This window comes from Kineococcus siccus, from assembly GCF_009906795.1.
Lineage (GTDB): Bacteria > Actinomycetota > Actinomycetes > Actinomycetales > Kineococcaceae > Kineococcus > Kineococcus siccus.
In genome coordinates, this window is sequence record NZ_JAAALN010000071.1 from 1 (window position 1) to 17,699 (window position 17,699).

Annotated in this window: 15 protein-coding genes; 4 read left to right on the plus strand and 11 right to left on the minus strand. The window is 75.5% G+C overall.

What is annotated here, in order from left to right; translation table 11 throughout:
* The 3 genes from dxs to GTR02_RS10010 all read right to left on the minus strand — a co-directional run.
* A partial coding sequence (gene dxs, locus GTR02_RS10000; RefSeq protein ID WP_166607342.1) for a 1-deoxy-D-xylulose-5-phosphate synthase occupies nucleotides 1-1,704 on the minus strand: 1,704 nt, incomplete at its 3' end.
* Between the two features lie 220 nt (nucleotides 1,705-1,924).
* On the minus strand, nucleotides 1,925-2,326 hold the full coding sequence (locus GTR02_RS10005; protein WP_338073716.1) for a hypothetical protein: 402 nt from the start codon (nucleotides 2,324-2,326) through the stop codon (nucleotides 1,925-1,927).
* A 95-nt stretch (nucleotides 2,327-2,421) separates the two neighbouring features.
* Nucleotides 2,422-4,116, minus strand: a complete 1,695-nt coding sequence (locus GTR02_RS10010; RefSeq protein ID WP_166607343.1) for a CHAD domain-containing protein — start codon at nucleotides 4,114-4,116, stop codon at nucleotides 2,422-2,424.
* Between the two features lie 209 nt (nucleotides 4,117-4,325).
* Here GTR02_RS10010 and GTR02_RS10015 point away from each other — a divergent pair, with 209 nt between their 5' ends.
* The 3 genes from GTR02_RS10015 (at nucleotide 4,326) to GTR02_RS10025 (ending at nucleotide 6,941) form a co-directional block, all read left to right on the plus strand.
* Nucleotides 4,326-4,652, plus strand: a complete 327-nt coding sequence (locus GTR02_RS10015) for a hypothetical protein (protein WP_166607344.1) — start codon at nucleotides 4,326-4,328, stop codon at nucleotides 4,650-4,652.
* Nucleotides 4,653-4,755: 103 nt separating this feature from the next.
* Entirely contained in the window at nucleotides 4,756-5,121 is a 366-nt protein-coding gene (locus tag GTR02_RS10020) for a hypothetical protein (protein WP_166607345.1), read from the plus strand.
* 224 nt (nucleotides 5,122-5,345) lie between these two features.
* Nucleotides 5,346-6,941 (plus strand): cellulase family glycosylhydrolase, encoded by a 1,596-nt coding sequence (locus GTR02_RS10025; RefSeq protein WP_166607346.1) that lies wholly within the window; start codon nucleotides 5,346-5,348, stop codon nucleotides 6,939-6,941.
* A 79-nt stretch (nucleotides 6,942-7,020) separates the two neighbouring features.
* Here the strand turns inward: GTR02_RS10025 and GTR02_RS24375 are convergent, their stop codons facing one another.
* The gene (locus GTR02_RS24375) at nucleotides 7,021-8,142 is read right to left on the minus strand and encodes a DUF1648 domain-containing protein (RefSeq protein ID WP_166607347.1); all 1,122 of its coding nucleotides are present in this window, start codon (nucleotides 8,140-8,142) and stop codon (nucleotides 7,021-7,023) included.
* On the minus strand, nucleotides 8,139-8,564 hold the full coding sequence (locus GTR02_RS10035; protein ID WP_166607348.1) for a GntR family transcriptional regulator: 426 nt from the start codon (nucleotides 8,562-8,564) through the stop codon (nucleotides 8,139-8,141). Before GTR02_RS10035 ends, GTR02_RS24375 begins: the two co-directional genes overlap by 4 nt.
* Before the next feature lie 84 nt (nucleotides 8,565-8,648).
* On the opposite strand from GTR02_RS10035, the gene GTR02_RS10040 reads away from it, so the two are divergent.
* On the plus strand, nucleotides 8,649-9,254 hold the full coding sequence (locus GTR02_RS10040; protein WP_205708979.1) for a GNAT family N-acetyltransferase: 606 nt from the start codon (nucleotides 8,649-8,651) through the stop codon (nucleotides 9,252-9,254).
* 34 nt (nucleotides 9,255-9,288) lie between these two features.
* Here the strand turns inward: GTR02_RS10040 and GTR02_RS10045 are convergent, their stop codons facing one another.
* The 6 genes from GTR02_RS10045 to GTR02_RS10070 all read right to left on the minus strand — a co-directional run bounded on the left by GTR02_RS10045 (nucleotide 9,289) and on the right by GTR02_RS10070 (nucleotide 17,410).
* Nucleotides 9,289-10,035 carry a DUF72 domain-containing protein gene (locus tag GTR02_RS10045; protein WP_166607349.1) on the minus strand — a complete coding sequence of 249 codons (747 nt, stop codon included), beginning with the start codon at nucleotides 10,033-10,035 and terminating at the stop codon, nucleotides 9,289-9,291.
* Between the two features lie 13 nt (nucleotides 10,036-10,048).
* Entirely contained in the window at nucleotides 10,049-10,588 is a 540-nt protein-coding gene (locus GTR02_RS10050; protein WP_166607350.1) for a GNAT family N-acetyltransferase, read from the minus strand.
* Complete coding sequence (locus GTR02_RS10055) at nucleotides 10,585-10,965, minus strand: ATP-binding protein (RefSeq protein WP_166607351.1); 381 nt, start codon at nucleotides 10,963-10,965, stop codon at nucleotides 10,585-10,587. The genes GTR02_RS10050 and GTR02_RS10055 overlap by 4 nt, the downstream gene beginning before the upstream one ends.
* A 63-nt stretch (nucleotides 10,966-11,028) precedes the next feature.
* Nucleotides 11,029-11,901, minus strand: a complete 873-nt coding sequence (locus GTR02_RS10060) for an HDOD domain-containing protein (RefSeq protein ID WP_166607352.1) — start codon at nucleotides 11,899-11,901, stop codon at nucleotides 11,029-11,031.
* Nucleotides 11,898-14,282: an EAL domain-containing protein gene (locus GTR02_RS23030; protein WP_166607353.1), complete on the minus strand. Its 2,385-nt coding sequence runs from the start codon at nucleotides 14,280-14,282 to the stop codon at nucleotides 11,898-11,900. Before GTR02_RS23030 ends, GTR02_RS10060 begins: the two co-directional genes overlap by 4 nt.
* A gap of 278 nt (nucleotides 14,283-14,560) precedes the next feature.
* On the minus strand, nucleotides 14,561-17,410 hold the full coding sequence (locus tag GTR02_RS10070) for an aconitate hydratase AcnA (protein WP_166607354.1): 2,850 nt from the start codon (nucleotides 17,408-17,410) through the stop codon (nucleotides 14,561-14,563).
* Between the last annotated feature and the right edge of the window lie 289 nt (nucleotides 17,411-17,699).

Below are 17,699 nucleotides of genomic sequence, written 5' to 3' on the forward strand. Positions count from 1 at the left end.
GCCCACCCCCCCGACGCGGCCGCCGTCCTCGACGACGGCGACGTGGCCGTGGTGGCGGGCCAGCTCGGTCAGCGCCGGGTCGAAGGGGACGACCCAGCGCGGGTCGACGACCGTGACGCCGACGCCGTGGGCCCGCAACCGCTCCGCGACCTGCAGGCAGCGCGGCACCATCGAGCCGACCGCGACGAGCAGGACGTCGTCGCCGGTCTCCCACTGCGCGCCCTCGAGCACGTCCACGCCGCCCGTGCGGGCGATGGCCGGGAGGTCGGCGGGCACCTTGCCGCGGCTGAAGCGCACGACGGTCGGGGCGTCGGCGACGGCCACCGCCTCGTTGAGCTCCTCGCGCAGGGTCGTCGCGTCCCGCGGCGCCGCGAGCCGCAGGCCCGGGACCATGCGGGCGATCGCGAGGTCCCACATGCCGTGGTGGCTCGCACCGTCGGGACCCGTGGCGCCCGCCCGGTCCAGCACGAAGGTCACGCCGGCGCGGTGCAGGGCGACGTCGAGCAGGAGCTGGTCGAAGGCGCGGTTGAGGAAGGTCGCGTACACGGCGACCACGGGGTGCAGCCCACCGAAGGCCATGCCCGCCGCCGACGTGACGGCGTGCTGCTCGGCGATGCCGACGTCGAAGACGCGGTCGGGGTGCTTCGCGGCGAACCGGTCGAGCCCGACCGGGATCAGCATGGCCGCGGTCAGCGCCACGACGTCGGGGCGGGCGTCGCCGACGGTCACCATCTCGTCGGCGAAGACGCTCGTCCACGAGGAGCCCGACGAGGCCTGCGCCTCCCCCGTCTCCGGGTCGATGATGCCGACGGCGTGGAAGTGGTCGGCCTCGTTGTCCAGCGCCGGGCGGTAGCCCCGGCCCTTCTGCGTGATCATGTGGACGATCACGGGGCCGCCGAAGGAGCGGGCGCGCTGCAGAGCGTGCTCGACGGCCTCGACGTCGTGCCCGTCGACCGGGCCGACGTACTTCAGGCCCAGGTCCTCGAACAGCCCCTGCGGGGCGACGATGTCCTTGATGCCCTTCTTCATGCCGTGCAGCGTGTCGTAGGCCAGCCGGCCCGGGGCCCCGCCGCGGCGCAGCGACTGCTTGCCCCAGTCCAGGAGCTTCTCGTACTCGCGGGTCGTGCGCAGCGTCGCCAGGTGCGAGGCCATGCCGCCGATCGTCGGGGCGTAGGAGCGCTCGTTGTCGTTGACCACGATGATCACGGGGCGCTGGGCGGCCGCGATGTTGTTCAGCGCCTCCCAGGCCATGCCGCCCGTGAGGGCCCCGTCGCCGATGACGGCCACGACGCGGCGGTCGGTCTCGCCGCGCACCTCGTGGGCGTGGGCGATCCCGTCGGCCCAGGACAGCGACGTGGAGGCGTGGGAGTTCTCGACCACGTCGTGCACGCTCTCCGCGCGCGAGGGGTAGCCGGACAGGCCGCCCGTCTCGCGCAGCCGGGAGAAGTCCTGGCGGCCCGTCAGGAGCTTGTGGACGTAGCTCTGGTGGCCGGTGTCGAAGACCAGGCTGTCGTGCGGGGAGTCGAAGACGCGGTGCAGGCCGATCGTGAGCTCGACGACACCGAGGTTGGGGCCGAGGTGGCCACCGGTCTTGCTCACCTCCGCGACGAGGAAGGCACGGACCTCGGCCGCGAGCGCGGGGAGCTGCTCCGGGGCGAGGCCCTTGAGGTCCTGCGGACCCTTGATCGACTCGAGCAGCCCCATGCGGGGTGGCCTCCTGGTGCGGGACGACTGGTGGACCGGCGGGACCTCACCGAGGTGCGGACCCGCCGGGCGCGTGGGGTCGAGTGTAAGAGCCGCCTCGCCCGGTGGCGCGAGCAACCACACCGTCCGGTCCGCTCCGCACGGGATCTGCACCCCGGCCACGCGGTGGAGGTGGTGGAGGTCACGTGCGCGGCACCTCCTCCGCCGCCGCTCCGCGGCCTCACAGCCGGGGCACGAAGTGCCGTCCCCGCAGCGCCTGCTCGACGAGGTCGACGGCCCGCTCCAGCCGCCGCAGCCGCAGCTCCTCGAGCTCGAGGACGGAGAAGACCTGGGGCGCGGCCTCGGGCGGCAGCTGGTCGGCGAGGTCGCGGCGCGCGGTGCCCACCGCGCGGCGGACCGCGTCGCGCTGCGCCTGCACGTGGTGGGCCACCAGCCAGACCAGGAGGACGGGGTGGCGCCAGACCGGCGGGTAGCCCCGGTACTCCGGTGGCGCCTGGTCCAGCAGCCAGGTGACGGCCGCGTCCTGCCAGTCCTCGACCTCGGGCGGCGGCACCGGCGCCGGCCACCCCGGCGGCCCGTGCCGCACCCGCACCCGCACCCCGTCGCCGTCGCCGTCGCGCACCGCACCTCCCGATCGACTCGAACGAGTGTTCGATGCTACCCGTCGCGAGCGGATCCGGGGAGGTGACCGGTCGGGCCGACTGGTGCCGGTGCGGGTCAGCGCAGCCAGCGGTGCAGGCGCTTGGCGCGCAGAGCGTCCCACGCGTCGGCGAGGTCCTCCTCGCTCGCGGCCGCGTGCCCCTGCTCCTGGGCGAAGAGGCGGCCGTAGGCGAAGGCCACCGCCGGGGAGACGTCTCCCCCGGCCAGGGCACGCAGCTCCTGCCGGGCCACGACCGAGTCCTGGTGCTCGCCGAGCACCTCCTGCAGGTCGGTGACCGCGCGGGCGAAGCGGGTCGCGTCCTTGCCGAACACCGACGCGACGGCCTCCGCGGCGTAGCGGACCCGCTTGGCGGCCTTGCGCGCCTCGTGCAGCAGCTCGTCCCGCTCCGCGCCGGGGTCCAGGTCCGACGCCTGCGCGAGCAGCCCGGCCAGCTCCCGGTGGGCCCGGGACACCCTGCGCGGCAGCACCTTCACCGCCGGCCGGGCCGCCTTGCCCGCGAGGTCCGGGTCGGCCAGGAGGGACTGCAGCGCGTCCAGCAGCCGCTCGTAGCGCTCGGAGGCGAGCGCGGTCAGCAGCTCGTCGTGGGCCGCGCGGTAGGCGCCGTCGAGCTGGCCCCGGACCTCCCGCTCGACCGCGGGCCCGGCCTCGGGGGCGTGCGGGTCGGCGTCGAGGTCGGCGACGGCGGAGCTCACGCGGTCGCGCAGCACCTCGGCGTCGCGCGCGGCGCCCAGCTCCCCGGCGAGCCACGTCAGCTCCCCGCGCAGCGGGCGCGTCGAGGAGGCGAACAGCGGCGAGAAGGTCGTCAGCGCACTGCGCAGCCGCCGGGTGGCGACCCGCATCCTGTGCACGCTGTCGGGCACGTCGGCGCGGACGCGGGGGTCCTGGTCGAGCACCTGGTCGACCTGCTCGGCCAGGTGCGACAGCACGACGTCGCCGGCGCGCGAGCGCCGTGAGAGCTCCAGGCGGCGACGGCCCGTGGCGGCGCGCGCCGTCTGCCGCACCGGCTCGACGACGTCCGCGGCCTCCACCGCGTCCGGTGCGTCCGCGTCCGGGGCGTCGGGAGCCGGTGCCTCCCCGTCGAGGACCCGGGCGAGCTTGGAGCTGCTGGCCGAGCGGCGCAGCCCGGCGGCGCGCAGCCCCGCGTCGACCGCGCTCAGCAGCTCCCGGTCGCCGCCGACGACCTCGACCTCGACCTCCCGCCAGGAGGTCGAGGCCCCCGCGGCCTGACCGGAGCCCTCGCGCGGCAGCAGCAGCCGGGCCTCGACGCGGTCGTCGGCCCGTTCGAGCAGCACGCGCCCGGAGGCGTCGAGCAGGTGCTGCAGCCCGCGGAGGGTCGTGAGCTGGGCCACGGGCACCAGGGCGGCGCCGCCCGTCAGGTCCTCGACGGTGCGGCGCAGGGCGGCGGGCACCGTGCGCACGGCCCGCCCGAGGGGGACGCGCCGCTCCTGCCGCGCGCCGTCGGCCGCCGGCAGCTTGAGGTGCCACCCCTCGTCGGCACCGCCGCTGCGCCGGCGCAGCGTGACCCGCGCCTGCGCCAGCCGGTGGTCCTCGGTGTCGAAGTAGACGGCCTCCAGCCGGTGCTCGCCGCCGTCGCCGTCCCGCAGCGCGTCGGGCCCGCCGGCCGCCTGCAGCGCCGGTGAGGACCCTGCCGCCTCCTCCCCCGCCGCGCGCAGCGACGCGAGCAGCCCGGGCAGCTCCGTCCCCTCGGCCGCGTCGTACTTCAGCTCCAGCTCCTCCACCACGGTGACCACGTGATCGTTCTACCTCCTGGAGGGGCCCGGAGGCGACGGCGGACGCCGCTGCGGGCGCGGCCCGAGGTCGCGAACGCCCCGCCCGATCCACCGGCCCGGACGACTGACCCGGACGACTGACCCGGACCTTGGTCCGGAGCCCGTGCTGGTGCACACTCCCTCCCATGGTGGCAACACACGGTGAATGGTTCATGAACCTGGATGAGCCGATGCGAGCGGAAGCTCGCAACTGCCTCATCACCGGCACCTACTCCCGGCGCCTGCTGGCGTCGCTGCGTCACACCGGCCCCACCCCCCTGCGCGGCGCGGGCCTGGACGACCCCCGGCGGGCGCAGGCCGGTGACCCGCTGGGCGCCCGGCTCCAGACCTTCCTGCGCGAGCAGTTCCTCGCCGCGCCCCGCCCGGCCTCCGACGGCCTCGACCGCTGGGCGCCCCGCTGGGTCGACCAGCCCCCCGTGGCCTCGGTCCGGACGCACTCCCCGCTGCCGCCGCGGACCGTCGACCTGCGGCACCCCGCGCACGAGACCTGTCTCTGACCTCCGCCCCCGGGCCGTCCGCGGGCTGAGCGGCGCGCCGCCCGGGGCGGGCGCTGACGCGCGCCGTGCCGCTGTCCGGCGCCGGTTGCGGTAGGACGGGTCCGTGTCGAGCGCCGATCCCGCCCACGCCCTGCTGCTCGGCCGCCTGGCGCAGGAGGGCGACACCCCGCTCGCCCTGCTGCCGGTGTCCGGCGGGCCGCGGGGCGACGGCGCCCTGGCCGTGAGCAGCACCCGGCTCTGGCTGACCCAGCCCCACCTGCTCGGCGGGCCGTCCGTCGCCTCGGTGCCCCTCACCTCGGTCGGTGCCGTGCGGGTCGAGGCCACGCGCGGGCTGCTCGGGACGGGCGGTGGGCTGCGGGTCGAGCTGGTCGTGGACGGGCGCCCGGTGCGCTGGCGCACGCGGGCGTCGCGGGAGGCGGCCGACGACTTCGCGGCGGCCGTGGCCGCCGCACGGCGCGCTGGTCCCTGAACCCCCCGCACGGGTGACCTCGTCCCGGGGAGCCGGCCCGCCCGCGGGAGCCGGCAGGCGGCTCGCCGCCGCAGGCGGTGGGGAACTCGTCACCCTGCGTCTTGACGTCCTTAGTTAAGTCGCTTTAGATAGGCCCACCGGAGCCGAGGGAGCACCCTCGGCGCGCACCGACCCGGCACCGCCGCCGCCCGTCGCGGGCGGCCATCCCCCTTCAGGAGACGACGATGTCCCTGCGCACCCCTGCGCTCGTCCGGCTCTTGGCCGCCGCCGTCACCGGCGCCGCCGCCCTCACCACCGTGGGCGCCGGGGTGGCCGCCGCCGCGCCCACTCAGGCCGCCGCCGGCACCACCACCACCGCTGCCACCACCGCCGCCAAGGCCGACCGCTCGTTCGTCACGCGCGACGGCGACCGGCTGGAGGTGGGCGGGAAGAACTTCCGCTTCGCCGGCACCAACAACTACTACCTGCACTACAAGTCCGCCGCGATGCGCGACGCCGTGCTCGACAAGGCCGCCGACTCGGGCTTCGACGTCGTGCGGACGTGGGGCTGGTTCGACGTCGGGACGGAGGAGGACCCGACGGCCGGCAGCCAGGAGAACACCTACCTGCAGTACTGGGACGGCAGCGGCCACCCGAAGTACAACGACGGGCCGAACGGGCTGGCGAAGCTGGACGCGGTCATCGCGCGCGCGCAGCAGGACGGCCTGCGCCTCGTCATCCCCTTCACGAACAACTGGGAGGACTTCGGCGGGATGGACAAGTACGTCGAGTGGGCGGGCGGCGACCACCACGACGACTTCTACACCGACCCGACGATCCGCGGCTGGTACAAGGACTACATCAGCCACCTGCTGAACCACACGAACACGATCACGGGCGTGAAGTACAAGGACGACCCGACCATCATGACGTGGGAGCTGGCGAACGAGCCGCGCTGCGTGGGTTCCGGGGACTACCCGGCCTCGTCGACCTGCACGAGCGACACCCTCACCAGCTGGGCCGACGACGTCTCGACGTTCATCAAGTCCATCGACCGCAACCACCTCGTGAGCGTCGGCGACGAGGGGTTCTTCTGCGACCAGCCCTCCAGCACCGACTGGACGCACAACTGCAGCCAGGGCGTGGACACCGTCCGGTTCGCGGCGCTGAAGAACGTCGACGTGATGTCCTACCACCTCTACCCGGACGCCTGGGGCAAGGACGCCGACTGGGGGACGCAGTACATCGTCGACCACGCCACGGCGGCGAAGCAGGTGGGCAAGCCGGTCATGCTGGGCGAGTTCGGCCTGCGGGACAAGGCGATGCGGAACCCCGTCTACAAGATCTGGACCGACACCGCCTACCAGAGCGGGACCACCGGCGCGCTGTACTGGATCCTCTCCGACGCGCAGGACGACGGCACCCTGTACCCGGACTACGACGGGTTCACGGTGTACTGCCCGAGCGCCGTCTGCACCACGCTGAGCAACTCGGCCACCCGGTTCCGCTCCGGCACGAAGAAGTTCGCCCCCGTCGCCGACGACGACACCGCGGCGACCACCCCGGGCACGTCCGTCTCCTCCGACGTCACGGTGAACGACGTCGCCTACGCCCCCGCCCGGCTGCGGACGGCGAGCGTCGACCTCGACCCGGCGGCCGGCGGGACCCAGACGACGCGCAGCGTCGCCGGGGGCACGTTCACGGTCAACCGCTCCGGCACCGTGACGTTCGCGCCCACCACCGGGTTCACCGGCACCGCGAGCACGACCTACACCGTGACCGACTCCAAGGGCCGCGTCTCGAACGCGCCGACCCTGACGGTGACGGTCGCCGCCGCCTGACCACCCCTCACGCCGGGTGTCCCGTCGAGAGGACCTGACGGGACACCCGCCGACCCGGGGCCGGGCGACGGCAGGCGTCTCAACCGCCGACGGTGACCAGCACGAGCGAGGCGACCACGAGGGCCAGCAGCACGCCGGCGAGCGCCACGCCCGCCGGGTGACCGAGGTTGAGCGTCCAGCCGATCCCGTTGCGCTTGGGCACCCACAGGACGGGGTCGTCGCGGTCGACGTAGACCAGGCCGCCGCGCCAGGCGCGGTCGTCGTCGGGGGCCTGCGGCCGGGCCGCGGCACCGGCCCGACCCGCGTCGCCCTCCAGGTCGCGCAGCTCCCGTGCGTAGCCCACCGCGCTGGCGGCGATGACGCCGGCGACGGCCAGCAGGAAGACCACGACGGCCGGTCCGGCGAGGCGCAGCCGCGCGGGCGACGTCCACGCGTCGAGCGCCAGCACGTCGATCAGCAGGGCCGCGAGCAGTGTCGCCGCCGCGAGGACGCGCTGCGCGGCCCGGTCCCCCGCCAGGGAGCGAGCGGACGCGAGGTGGGCGGGGAGACCGGCCCGCAGGCGGACCGGCCCGCGCCGCAGGGCGTGGGCGAGGCCGAAGAACGCGACCGTCAGCAGGGCCGCGGCGGCCACGGGCGCGAACACCGTGGCGATCGACCGGGGCGCGAAGGCATCCGGCAGGCCGCCGCCGCCGAAGTGCGTCGGCACGCGCGCGGGCAGTCCCGGGTAGAGGGCCGCGCCCACTGCGGCCGTGACCGCCGTCAGCGCGAGGCCGAGGGCGTAGGCCCCGGTGGGCACGCCGGCGCGCGGCACCCCCGCGGCGGTGACGGGCGCGACGAGCCGGGTGGGTACGCCCTCGTACCAGCGCCCGGCCGCCTTCGCCGCCGTGATGCTGCGGCGCGACCGCGTGAAGGCCAGGAGCGCCCCGGCCGTCACCAGGTACCCGGGCAGCGCCACCGCCGCCACGTCCCGCAGGGGCGCGAGCGCCGCGGCCACGACCACCCCCAGCAGGGCCAGCACCACGACCCGCCGCCGGTAGCGCTGCACCGCCTCCTGCACGACCCGGTCCCCGACGTGCTCGGCCGGCACCGCGACCCCCAGGGGCAGGGTCCGGTCGGACAGCGCGGGCAGGGCCACGAAGGCCACCCCCACCAGGACGCAGCACGCGGCTGCCACCACCACGTCGTCGAACACCACGATCACCGTTCCCTCTCCGGCTGCCCGGCACCGGCGGCACCCTGCCGCCGCACGAACTCCCCGACCTCGGCGTGGCAGCGCGCCACGACGTCCGCCGGGTCCATCCCCTGCGCCAGGCCCTCGGCCAGCAGGGTCCGCACCCGCGTCGACCAGTCGGCCACCACGGGCGGTGCCGGGTCACCGGACCCGGGCCCGCGGGCGACGACGGATCCGGACTTGCTCGAGGTGCGGATGAAGCCGTCCCGGCGCAGGGCGTCGTAGGCCTTGCTCACGGTGGCCACGTTGATGCCGAACGCCCCGGCCAGCGCCCGCACGGACGACAGGGCCTCACCCGGCCGCAGAGCGCCGGCGGCGATGGCCTCGACCAGCCGGTCGCGGATCTGCTGGTACAGCGGGACCTCGGCCCCGGGGTCCACCTCGATGAGCACGCCACACCTCCTCTGTATGGGTAGTTGTACTACAGATGGGACAGACGCGCCAGGGCGGTCCGAGCGCGGCGGTACGGTGCCGGGGTGCCCGCGAGCCCGGCCCGCAGCGACCTGCGCCACGTCACCACGCCCCGCCTGCGCCTGGACGCCGTGACCGCGGCGGACGTCGACGAGCTGCACGCCGTCCACGCCGATCCGCGCACGTGGGAGCACCTCCCGAGCGGCCGGCACACCCGGCGCAGCGACACCGAGCAGCTCGTCCTGCGGTTCGTGGGCGACTGGAGCGTGCACGGGCTGGGCTACTGGGCGGTGCGGGACCTGGCGGACCCGGCGGGTGCGGCGGCCCCGGTCCTCGGGGTCGGCGGCTGCGCCCGGCGGCGGGCGGACGACGGCCGGGTGCTGGCGTGGAACGTCTACTACCGGCTCGCCCCCCGCGCCTGGGGGTCCGGCTGGGCCGGTGAGCTGACGACGGCCGCTCGCGCCGCGGCCGGCGCCGTCGACCCGGCCCTGCCCGTCGTCGCCTACCTGCTCGAGCACAACCACGCGTCGCGGCGCACGGCCGAGCGCTCGGGGCTGCAGCAGGTCTGGCGCGGGCCCGACGCCGGGAACCCCGACCCCGCCGCGGTCCGCCTCGTCTACGCCGACCGCCCGCTGGCGCCCGCCCTGCTCGAGGAGCTGACCGCGCGCTGAGGCGTGCGACCGCGGCGGCCCACCGGACGGCGGTTCAGGCCGTGGGCGCCACGTCCGGGCCCAGCAGGGCGCACAGGGTGCGGGCGTTGCGGACCGCGTGCCCCCCGATGTCGTTGTTGAAGTAGACGTGCACGTCCTGCCCCGCGTCGTGCCAGGCCGCGAACCGCTGCGCCCAGCCGGCCAGCTCCTCGTCGGTGTACCCGCCCGCGTAGAGCGGCTCCCGCGCGGGGCCGTGCAGCCGGACGTAGCGGAAGGGCGCCGTGTCCCGCTGCAGCGCAGGGACGCCCGCCCCGTCGGCCAGGCACGTCGCCGCCCCGTGACGGGCCAGGACGCGCGCGACGTCGTCGCTGTCCCAGCCCGCGTGGCGGGGTTCCAGCGCCGTCCGCACGTCCGCCGGCAGCAGGTCGAGGACGTGCTCCAGCCGGTCGGGTGCGGCGTCCTGGTCGCCCCGCAGCTGCAGCAGCAGCACGGCGGCGACGTCGCCGAGCTCGCGCCAGCCCGCCACCATGCGCTCGACCCACGGCTCCGGCGAGCCGAGGCGCCGGTAGTGGGTGAGGTAGCGCGACGCCTTGACCGACAGGCGGAACCCCGCGGGCAGCTGCGCGCGCCAGGTCGCGAAGGTCGCGGGCGCCGGCCACCGGTAGAAGCTGGTGTTCAGCTCCACGGTGCGGAACTCGCGCAGGTAGTGCTCCAGCCGGCGCACCGGTGGCGTGCGGGGCGGGTAGAGGACCCCGGCCCAGTGGTCGTAGCTCCACCCCGACGTCCCGACGAACACGCTCACGGCCCGTCCCCGCTCAGGACGTCCGCTGGTAGAGCACGTGGTCCTGCCAGCGACCCGCGATCAGCAGGTACCGCCGGGCGACCCCGATGCGCTCGAAGCCGTTGCGCTGCAGCACCGCCTGCGAGGCCGAGTTCGACAGCAGCGTGCCCGCCTGCAGCCGGTGCAGACCCAGGTCGGTGAAGGCGCGCTCGACGACCTGCGCGACCGCCTCGGTCGCCACGCCCCGGCCGTTGACGGCCTCCGCGACGAAGTAGCCGAGGTTGCCCGACTGGAACGCGCCGCGGACGACGTCGCTGATCGTGATGCGGCCGACGAGCTCGCCGTCGCGCAGGATCGCGCAGGGCACGCACCGTCCCGCGGCGTGCTCGGCGAGCAGGTGGGCGACGAGCCCCGCCTGGTGCTCGGCGGTGAAGTACGACGGTTCGCGCGCGGGTTCGTACGGCGCGAGGAACTCCCAGTTCTCGGTCAGGACGCGCGCCAGGTCGGCAGCGTCGCCCGGAGCGAGCAGGCGGACCTCCGTCGCGGCACCCGCGCGCGCCCGCGCAGCGCTCACCGGAGCACGAACCAGACGGTCTTGCCCGGGTCCGCGGGCTCCACGCCCCAGCGCGCGGAGAGGATGTCGACCAGGGCCACGCCGCGGCCGCCCTCGGCCTCCAGAGCGACGTCGCGGCGCACGGGCGGGCGCGGGTCCCCGTCGCGCACCGAGACCCGCAGGCCCGCGGAGCCGACGCACTCCACGCGCACGGTGACGGGCGGGCCGCCGTGCCGCACGGCGTTGGTGACGAGCTCGGACACCAGCAGCTGCGCCTCGTCCAGCACGCGTCCGTGGTGCAGCGCGCAGTGGGCCGCCGAGAGGAACACCCGCGCCTCGCGTGCGGAGTGCTCGTGGTCGGGGAGGGTGATCTCCGCCGCCGGTGTCGCTTCGCACACGGCGCCATCCTGCCGTCGGGGGCGCGGCCGTGCGCGACGGCCCCCCGCGGGCGTGCGTGCGGCTCAGCTCGTGAGCAGCCGCACCATGTCGGCCGCGGTGCGCTGCACCGGGGCCCGCAGCGCGTCGAGCTCGGCCTCGCGGACGTGCCCGGCCGTCAGGTGCTCGACGGGCCGGGGCGCGCGGGCCGGGTCCAGGATGCGCTCGGAGAGCTCCAGCCCGACCCGGACCGCCACGGCGAGCGGCACGGCCCAGCCGGCGCGGTCGACCTGCGAGAGGGCGTGCGCGAGGTCCTCGGGGAAGCACCACGCGGCGAGCGCCTCGGCCGAGACCCGCGTGTGCGTGACGCCGTAGCGGCGGCCCTCGGCCTCCAGCACCTCCTCGCGCGAGGACGCGGCGGCCAGCAGCGCGGGGTACTCCACGGGGTCGCAGCGCACGAGCAGGGCCTGGCCGAGGCGCGACAGCATGCCGAGGCTGAAGGCGTCGGGCGCCTTGACCCCGAGGCGCGCGGCGACCTCGCCCGCAGCGACGGCGGTCAGGAGGCTGCGCTCCCAGAAGGAGTCCAGGCACGGCGGGGTGTCCTCGAGCCCCGCCATCGCGGCGACCGCGAGGCTGCGCACGGTGGCGAAGCCGACGACCGTGATGGCGAAGGACGGCGCGCCCACGCGCCCCGACAGGCCGAAGTAGGCGGAGTTGGCCAGCCGCAGGACCTTCGCGGTCAGCGCGGGGTCGAACCCCAGCGTGTGCCCCAGCGAGCGCGCGTCGGAGCGGACGTCGTCGGTCTCGGCGATGACGCGCGCGGCGACGGGCCGCTGGGCGGGCAGCTCGTCGAGCGCCGCGGACAGCCGGCCGAGCACGGCCACGGCGCTGTCGTCGACCGACGAGGTCGGCCCGGGCGGGGCGGCGGGCGGCCCGGTCACGGGCGGGGTCGCGCTCACGCCCGCACCTGCCGGGGCGAGGGCACGGTGGCCGGGCGCGCCGGGCCGGCCGCGGGGGGCCCCTCGGGCTCCTCGGCCACGGGCCGCGGCTGCAGCGTCCCGCCGGCGCGCAGGACGTCGTGCAGGCCCTCGGCGGTCAGCGGGCGCGAGTACAGGTAGCCCTGCAGGTAGTCGCAGCCCAGCTCGACGAGCACCTCGTTCTGCTCCAGCGTCTCGACGCCCTCGGCGACGACCCCCAGCCCCAGCGTGCGGGCCAGGGAGACGACGGCCGCGGCGACGGCCCGCGCGGGCCCGCCGCGCGGGCCCTCGCCCGAGCTGCGGAGGTCGCGCACGAAGGAGCGGTCGACCTTGAGGTGGTCGACCGGGAGGTCCTTGAGGTAGGCCAGCGAGGAGAAGCCCGTGCCGAAGTCGTCGACCGCGACGCTCGCGCCGTCGGCGCGCAGGCCCTCCAGCACGGTGCGGCAGGCGAGCAGGTCGGTGGCGAGCGCGGTCTCGGTGACCTCCAGGCACACGTCGGACAGCTGCAGGCCCGCCTCGGCCACGCGGCGGCGCACGCCGTCGGCGAAGCCCGGCGCGGACAGCGTGGTCGCGGAGACGTTCACCGCGACCCAGCGCGGCGCGTGCGGTACCTCCCCGGCGGCGGCCGCGGCCCGCCAGCGGGCGAGCTCGCGGGTCGCGACGGTGAGGACGTGGGCGTCGAGCGCGCCGATGAGGTTGCTGCGCTCGGCCAGGGCCACGAAGGTCTCGGTGTCCACGACGCCGAACTCCGGGTGCTGCCAGCGCGCGAGCGCCTCGACGCCCACGACCTCGGCGGGCCGGCCGGGGTGGACGACGGGCTGGTAGGCGACCTCGACGGCCCCGCGCGCCAGGGCCTCGCGCAGGTCGGCGACCAGGCGCAGCGTCCGGCGGGCGGTGGAGCGCACCGCGTCGTCGAGGACCCTCCAGCGCCCGCCGCCGGCGGCCTTGGCCTCGGCGACGGCGATGGCTGCGTCGCGCAGGAGCTCCTCGCCGGAGCCCGACGACCCGGACAGCAGGACGACGCCGATGCTCGCGGCGAGCCGCAGCCGCAGGCCGTTGACGTCCACGGGGGCCACGAGGGCGTCCAGGACGCGGCGGGCGGTCGCGGCCACGGCGTCGGCGTCGGCGAGGTCGTGGCAGACGAGGACGAACTCGTCGCCGCCCGGCCGGGCGACCAGGTCGGCGCCGCGCACGGTGCGCGACAGCCGCCGCGCGACCTCGACGAGGACCTCGTCACCGGCCTCGGCGCCGAGCCCGTCGTTGACGGTCTTGAAGTCGTCGAGGTCGACGACGAGGACGCCGACGGCGCCGCCGACCGGGTGCCCGCCCGCGACCGGCGGGGAGGCGCCGTGCGGCGCCGCAGCGGCGGGGTGCAGGGCGACCGGGTGGAGGGCGGTGGCGTGCGGGGAACGGACGGGGTGCACCTGCGCGGCGAGCAGGGCCGTGAGGTGCTCCAGCAGCGCGAGCCGGTTGGGCAGCCCCGTCAGCAGGTCGTGCTGAGCCTGGTAGGCGAGGCGGCTCTCGCGGGCCAGCCGCTCGGTGACGTCCTCCACCGTGCCGATGAAGCCCGCGCCGTAGCCGGGCGTGCGCGAGGGGGCCAGGCGCAGCTGCACCCAGCGGAGCTGGCCGTCGGCGCGGCACAGGCGGGTGTCCAGCGAGGTCCGGTCGCCGTCGAGGACGTCCGCGACGGCCTGCACGACGGCGCCGCGCTCCTCCTCGGGCACGTGCGTGAGCCAGCCGGTGCCGTGCAGCGTGTCGGCGGGCACGCCGAGCAGCTCGGCGAAGGCGTCGTTGACGTGCGAGAGGCGCGCCCCGACGTCGGAGACGATGGTCGGGACGGGTGAGGCCTGCGCGAGGGTGGCGAAGCGCTCCTCGGCCGCGCGCAGCGTCGCGGAGGCGCGCTCGTCGGTGGGCAGGGCGACCTGGAGGACCCAGTAGTCCTCGCCGTCCAGCGCGAGCCGGTCCCCGGGCGGGGCGTCGGTGGAGCGCAGGTGGGTGCGCACCGCGGGGGCGCCGAGCGGGACGGGCCACGCCACGACCTCGGTGCTGCGGGCACCGCCGCCGGCCGTGAGGGCCTGGACGGCGAAGCGCGTGCTGCGCTCGTGCAGCAGCGCGGTGGGGGCGCCGGCGCCGCGCAGGACGCGGGACACCGCGAGGTCGACGAGGTGGTCGGCGTCGACGCCGAGCAGGTCGGCGGCGGCCGCGTTGGCCCAGCGCACGCGCGGGACCTCGACCCCGGCGCCGTCGGCGGGCCGGGAGACGACGAGGACGGGCTGGTCGGCGGCACCGACGAGGTGCAGGAGGGCGGCGGAGACCCCCGGGTGCAGGTCGTCCCCCCTGCCGCGCCACGCCTCGAGTTCCACGGTGCCCGTCCATGTGTGGGTCGCCGGCCCCGTCCGTGGGGCCGCGTCAGGACCTCCATCGGCACCCCGGGCCCCGAGTTGACCCGTCCGGGGCGGCGAGGTGACGCGGGACCGCCGCGGTGGGGGCCCGGCTCACCCGTCCGCGCGTCCGCACCGGCGGCGGGCGGGGCAGCGGTGACGCTGCGCCGAACGCCCGACGGCGGCCACCCCCGAGGGGGTGGCCGCCGTCGAGGCGCGGGGCCGGGCCGGACGCGGGTCCGACGCGGGTCGGACGCGGGTCAGACGCGGGTCAGCGACCGCAGCACGTACTGCAGGATCCCGCCGTTGCGGTAGTAGTCCGCCTCACCGGGGGTGTCGATGCGGACGACCGCGTCGAACGCCACGGTCTCGCCGGACGTCCGGGTCGCGGTGACCCGCACGGTGCGCGGCGTGCGGCCCTCGTTGAGCTCGGTGATGCCCGCGACGTCGAACGTCTCGGTGCCGTCGAGCCCCAGCGACGCGGCCGACTCCCCCGCCGGGAACTGCAGCGGGACGACGCCCATCCCGATGAGGTTCGAGCGGTGGATGCGCTCGAAGCTCTCGGTGATGACGGCCTTGACGCCCAGCAGCGCCGTGCCCTTCGCGGCCCAGTCGCGCGAGGACCCCGAGCCGTACTCCTTGCCGCCCAGGATGACCAGCGGGGTGCCCTGCGCCGCGTAGTGCTGCGCCGCCTCGTAGATGCTCGTCTGCTCGCCGCCGGCGGTGAAGTCGCGCGTGAACCCCCCGCTGACGCCGTCGAGGAGGAGGTTCTTCAGCCGGATGTTGGCGAAGGTCCCCCGGATCATCACCTCGTGGTTGCCGCGGCGCGACCCGTAGGAGTTGAAGTCCTTGCGCTCCACGCCGTGCTCGGCGAGGTAGTGGCCGGCCGGGCTGTCGGGCTTGATGTTGCCCGCGGGCGAGATGTGGTCGGTCGTCACCGAGTCGCCCAGCAGCGCCAGGACGCGGGCCCCGGAGATGTCCGTGACGGGCGACGGCTCCGGCTGCATGCCCTCGAAGTACGGGGGCTTGCGGACGTAGGTGGACTCGGCGTCCCACGCGAAGGTGTCGCCCTCGGGCGTGGGCAGCGAGCGCCAGCGCTCGTCCCCCGCGAACACGTCGGCGTAGTCGTCGACGAACATGTCCTTGGTGATCGACTCGGCGATGACCCGCTCGACCTCGGCCGCGTCGGGCCAGATGTCGCGCAGGAACACCTCGGTGCCGGACTCGTCGGTGCCGATCGGGTCGTTCTCGACGTCCCAGTCCATCGTCCCCGCGAGCGCGTAGGCGATGACCAGGGGCGGGGAGGCCAGGTAGTTCATCTTGACGTCGGGGTTGATGCGGCCCTCGAAGTTGCGGTTGCCGGACAGCACCGCGGTGACCGCGAGGTCGTTCTCCTGCACCGCGTTCGAGACGGCCTCGGGCAGCGGGCCCGAGTTGCCGATGCACGTGACGCAGCCGTAGCCGACGAGGTGGAACCCGAGCTTCTCCAGGTACGGCGTCAGGCCGGACTTGTCGTAGTAGTCGGTGACGACCTTCGACCCCGGCGCGAGCGAGGTCTTGACCCACGGCTTGGCGGTCAGGCCGCGCTCGACGGCGTTCTTGGCCAGCAGCGCGGCCGCGACCATGACCGAGGGGTTGGACGTGTTGGTGCACGACGTGATCGAGGCGATGGCGACGGCGCCGTGGTCGATCTCGGTCCGCGTCCCGTCCTCGAGGGTGACGAGGACGCGCTTGGACGGGCGGCCGTCGGCGTGGCCGGGCGCGGCCGGCTCGTCGCGCTCGTCCGTCGTGGAGGACGCGGGCGGGTCGGAGGCGGGGAAGCTCTCCTCGCTCGCCTCGTCCTGCGAGGGCCGGCTGACTGCGTCGATCGTGGGGCTCATCGCCGAGGACGGCGCGTCGCCCGCGGGCGCCGCGTCGGTCACGTAGTCGCCCAGCGCGGCGCGGAACGCCGTCTTCGCCTCGGTCAGCACGATGCGGTCCTGCGGGCGCTTGGGCCCCGCGATGCTCGGCACGACCGTGGACAGGTCGAGCTCGAGGTACTCGGAGTAGACGGCCTCGCGGCTCGGGTCGTGCCAGAGGCCCTGCTCCTTGGCGTAGGTCTCGACGAGCGCGACCTGCTCGTCGGAGCGGCCGGTCAGGCGCAGGTAGTCCAGCGTCACCTCGTCGATGGGGAACATCGCCGCGGTGGAGCCGAACTCGGGGCTCATGTTGCCGATGGTGGCGCGGTTGGCCAGCGGCACGGCGCCGACGCCCTGCCCGTAGAACTCGACGAACTTCCCGACGACCCCGTGCGCGCGCAGCTGCTCGGTGATCGTCAGCACGACGTCGGTCGCGGTGGCGCCGGCGGGGATCGAGCCCGTGAGCTTGAAGCCCACGACGCGCGGGATGAGCATCGAGACGGGCTGGCCGAGCATGGCCGCCTCGGCCTCGATGCCGCCGACGCCCCAGCCGAGCACGCCCAGGCCGTTGACCATCGTGGTGTGGGAGTCGGTGCCGACCAGGGTGTCGGGGTAGGCCTGCAGCTCGTCGCCGACCTGGCGGGGGAACACGACGCGGGCGAGGTGCTCGATGTTGACCTGGTGCACGATGCCCGTGCCCGGCGGGACCACCTTGAAGTCGTCGAAGGCGGTCTGGCCCCAGCGCAGGAACTGGTAGCGCTCCTTGTTGCGGCCGTACTCGATGTCCACGTTGAGCTCGAAGGCGTCGGGGCGCCCGGAGACGTCGGCGATGACGGAGTGGTCGATGACGAGCTCGGCCGGCGCGAGCGGGTTGACCCGGGTCGGGTCGCCTCCGAGGGCCGCGACGGCCTCGCGCATGGTGGCGAGGTCGACGATGCAGGGGACACCGGTGAAGTCCTGCATGATCACGCGCGCGGGCGTGAACTGGATCTCGGTGTCGGGCTCCGCGGCGGGGTCCCAGCCGCCGAGCGCCCGGATGTGGTCGGCCGTGATGTTGGCGCCGTCCTCGGTGCGCAGGAGGTTCTCGAGCAGGACCTTGAGGCTGAAGGGCAGCCGGTCCGCACCGTCCACGGCCGCGAGCCGGAAGATCGTGTACTCGGTCCCTGACACCTTCAGGCGTGCCTTGGCGTCGAAGCTGTTCTGGCTGCTCACCGGAGCTCCTCACTCGTCGTCCGCGACGTTGCGCTGGCGGTCGGACCGATCGTCCCACCGGCACCCGCGGGATGCTCGGCTGCCCCACCGGCGACCGCTCATTTATCTCGACGTCAAGATACCACGGTGGTCCGCCGGGGGCCCGACTGAAGTCCACCCGCTCGGACGCACTCGTCTGCACTACGCGCTGCTTGTGGTCGATCACCGCTCGTCAGCACCATGGACGCCGGAGGGACCGCCCTCCGCGCCGACCGGTCCCCCCGCACCACCCGCCAGGAGAGCCATGCAC

Coding starts and splice junctions, on each gene's coding strand:
- GTR02_RS10015 (WP_166607344.1), top strand. CDS start 4,326: ATGCGAGCGGAAGCTCGCAACTGCCTCATCACCGGCACCTACTCCCGG.
- GTR02_RS10025 (WP_166607346.1), top strand. CDS start 5,346: ATGTCCCTGCGCACCCCTGCGCTCGTCCGGCTCTTGGCCGCCGCCGTC.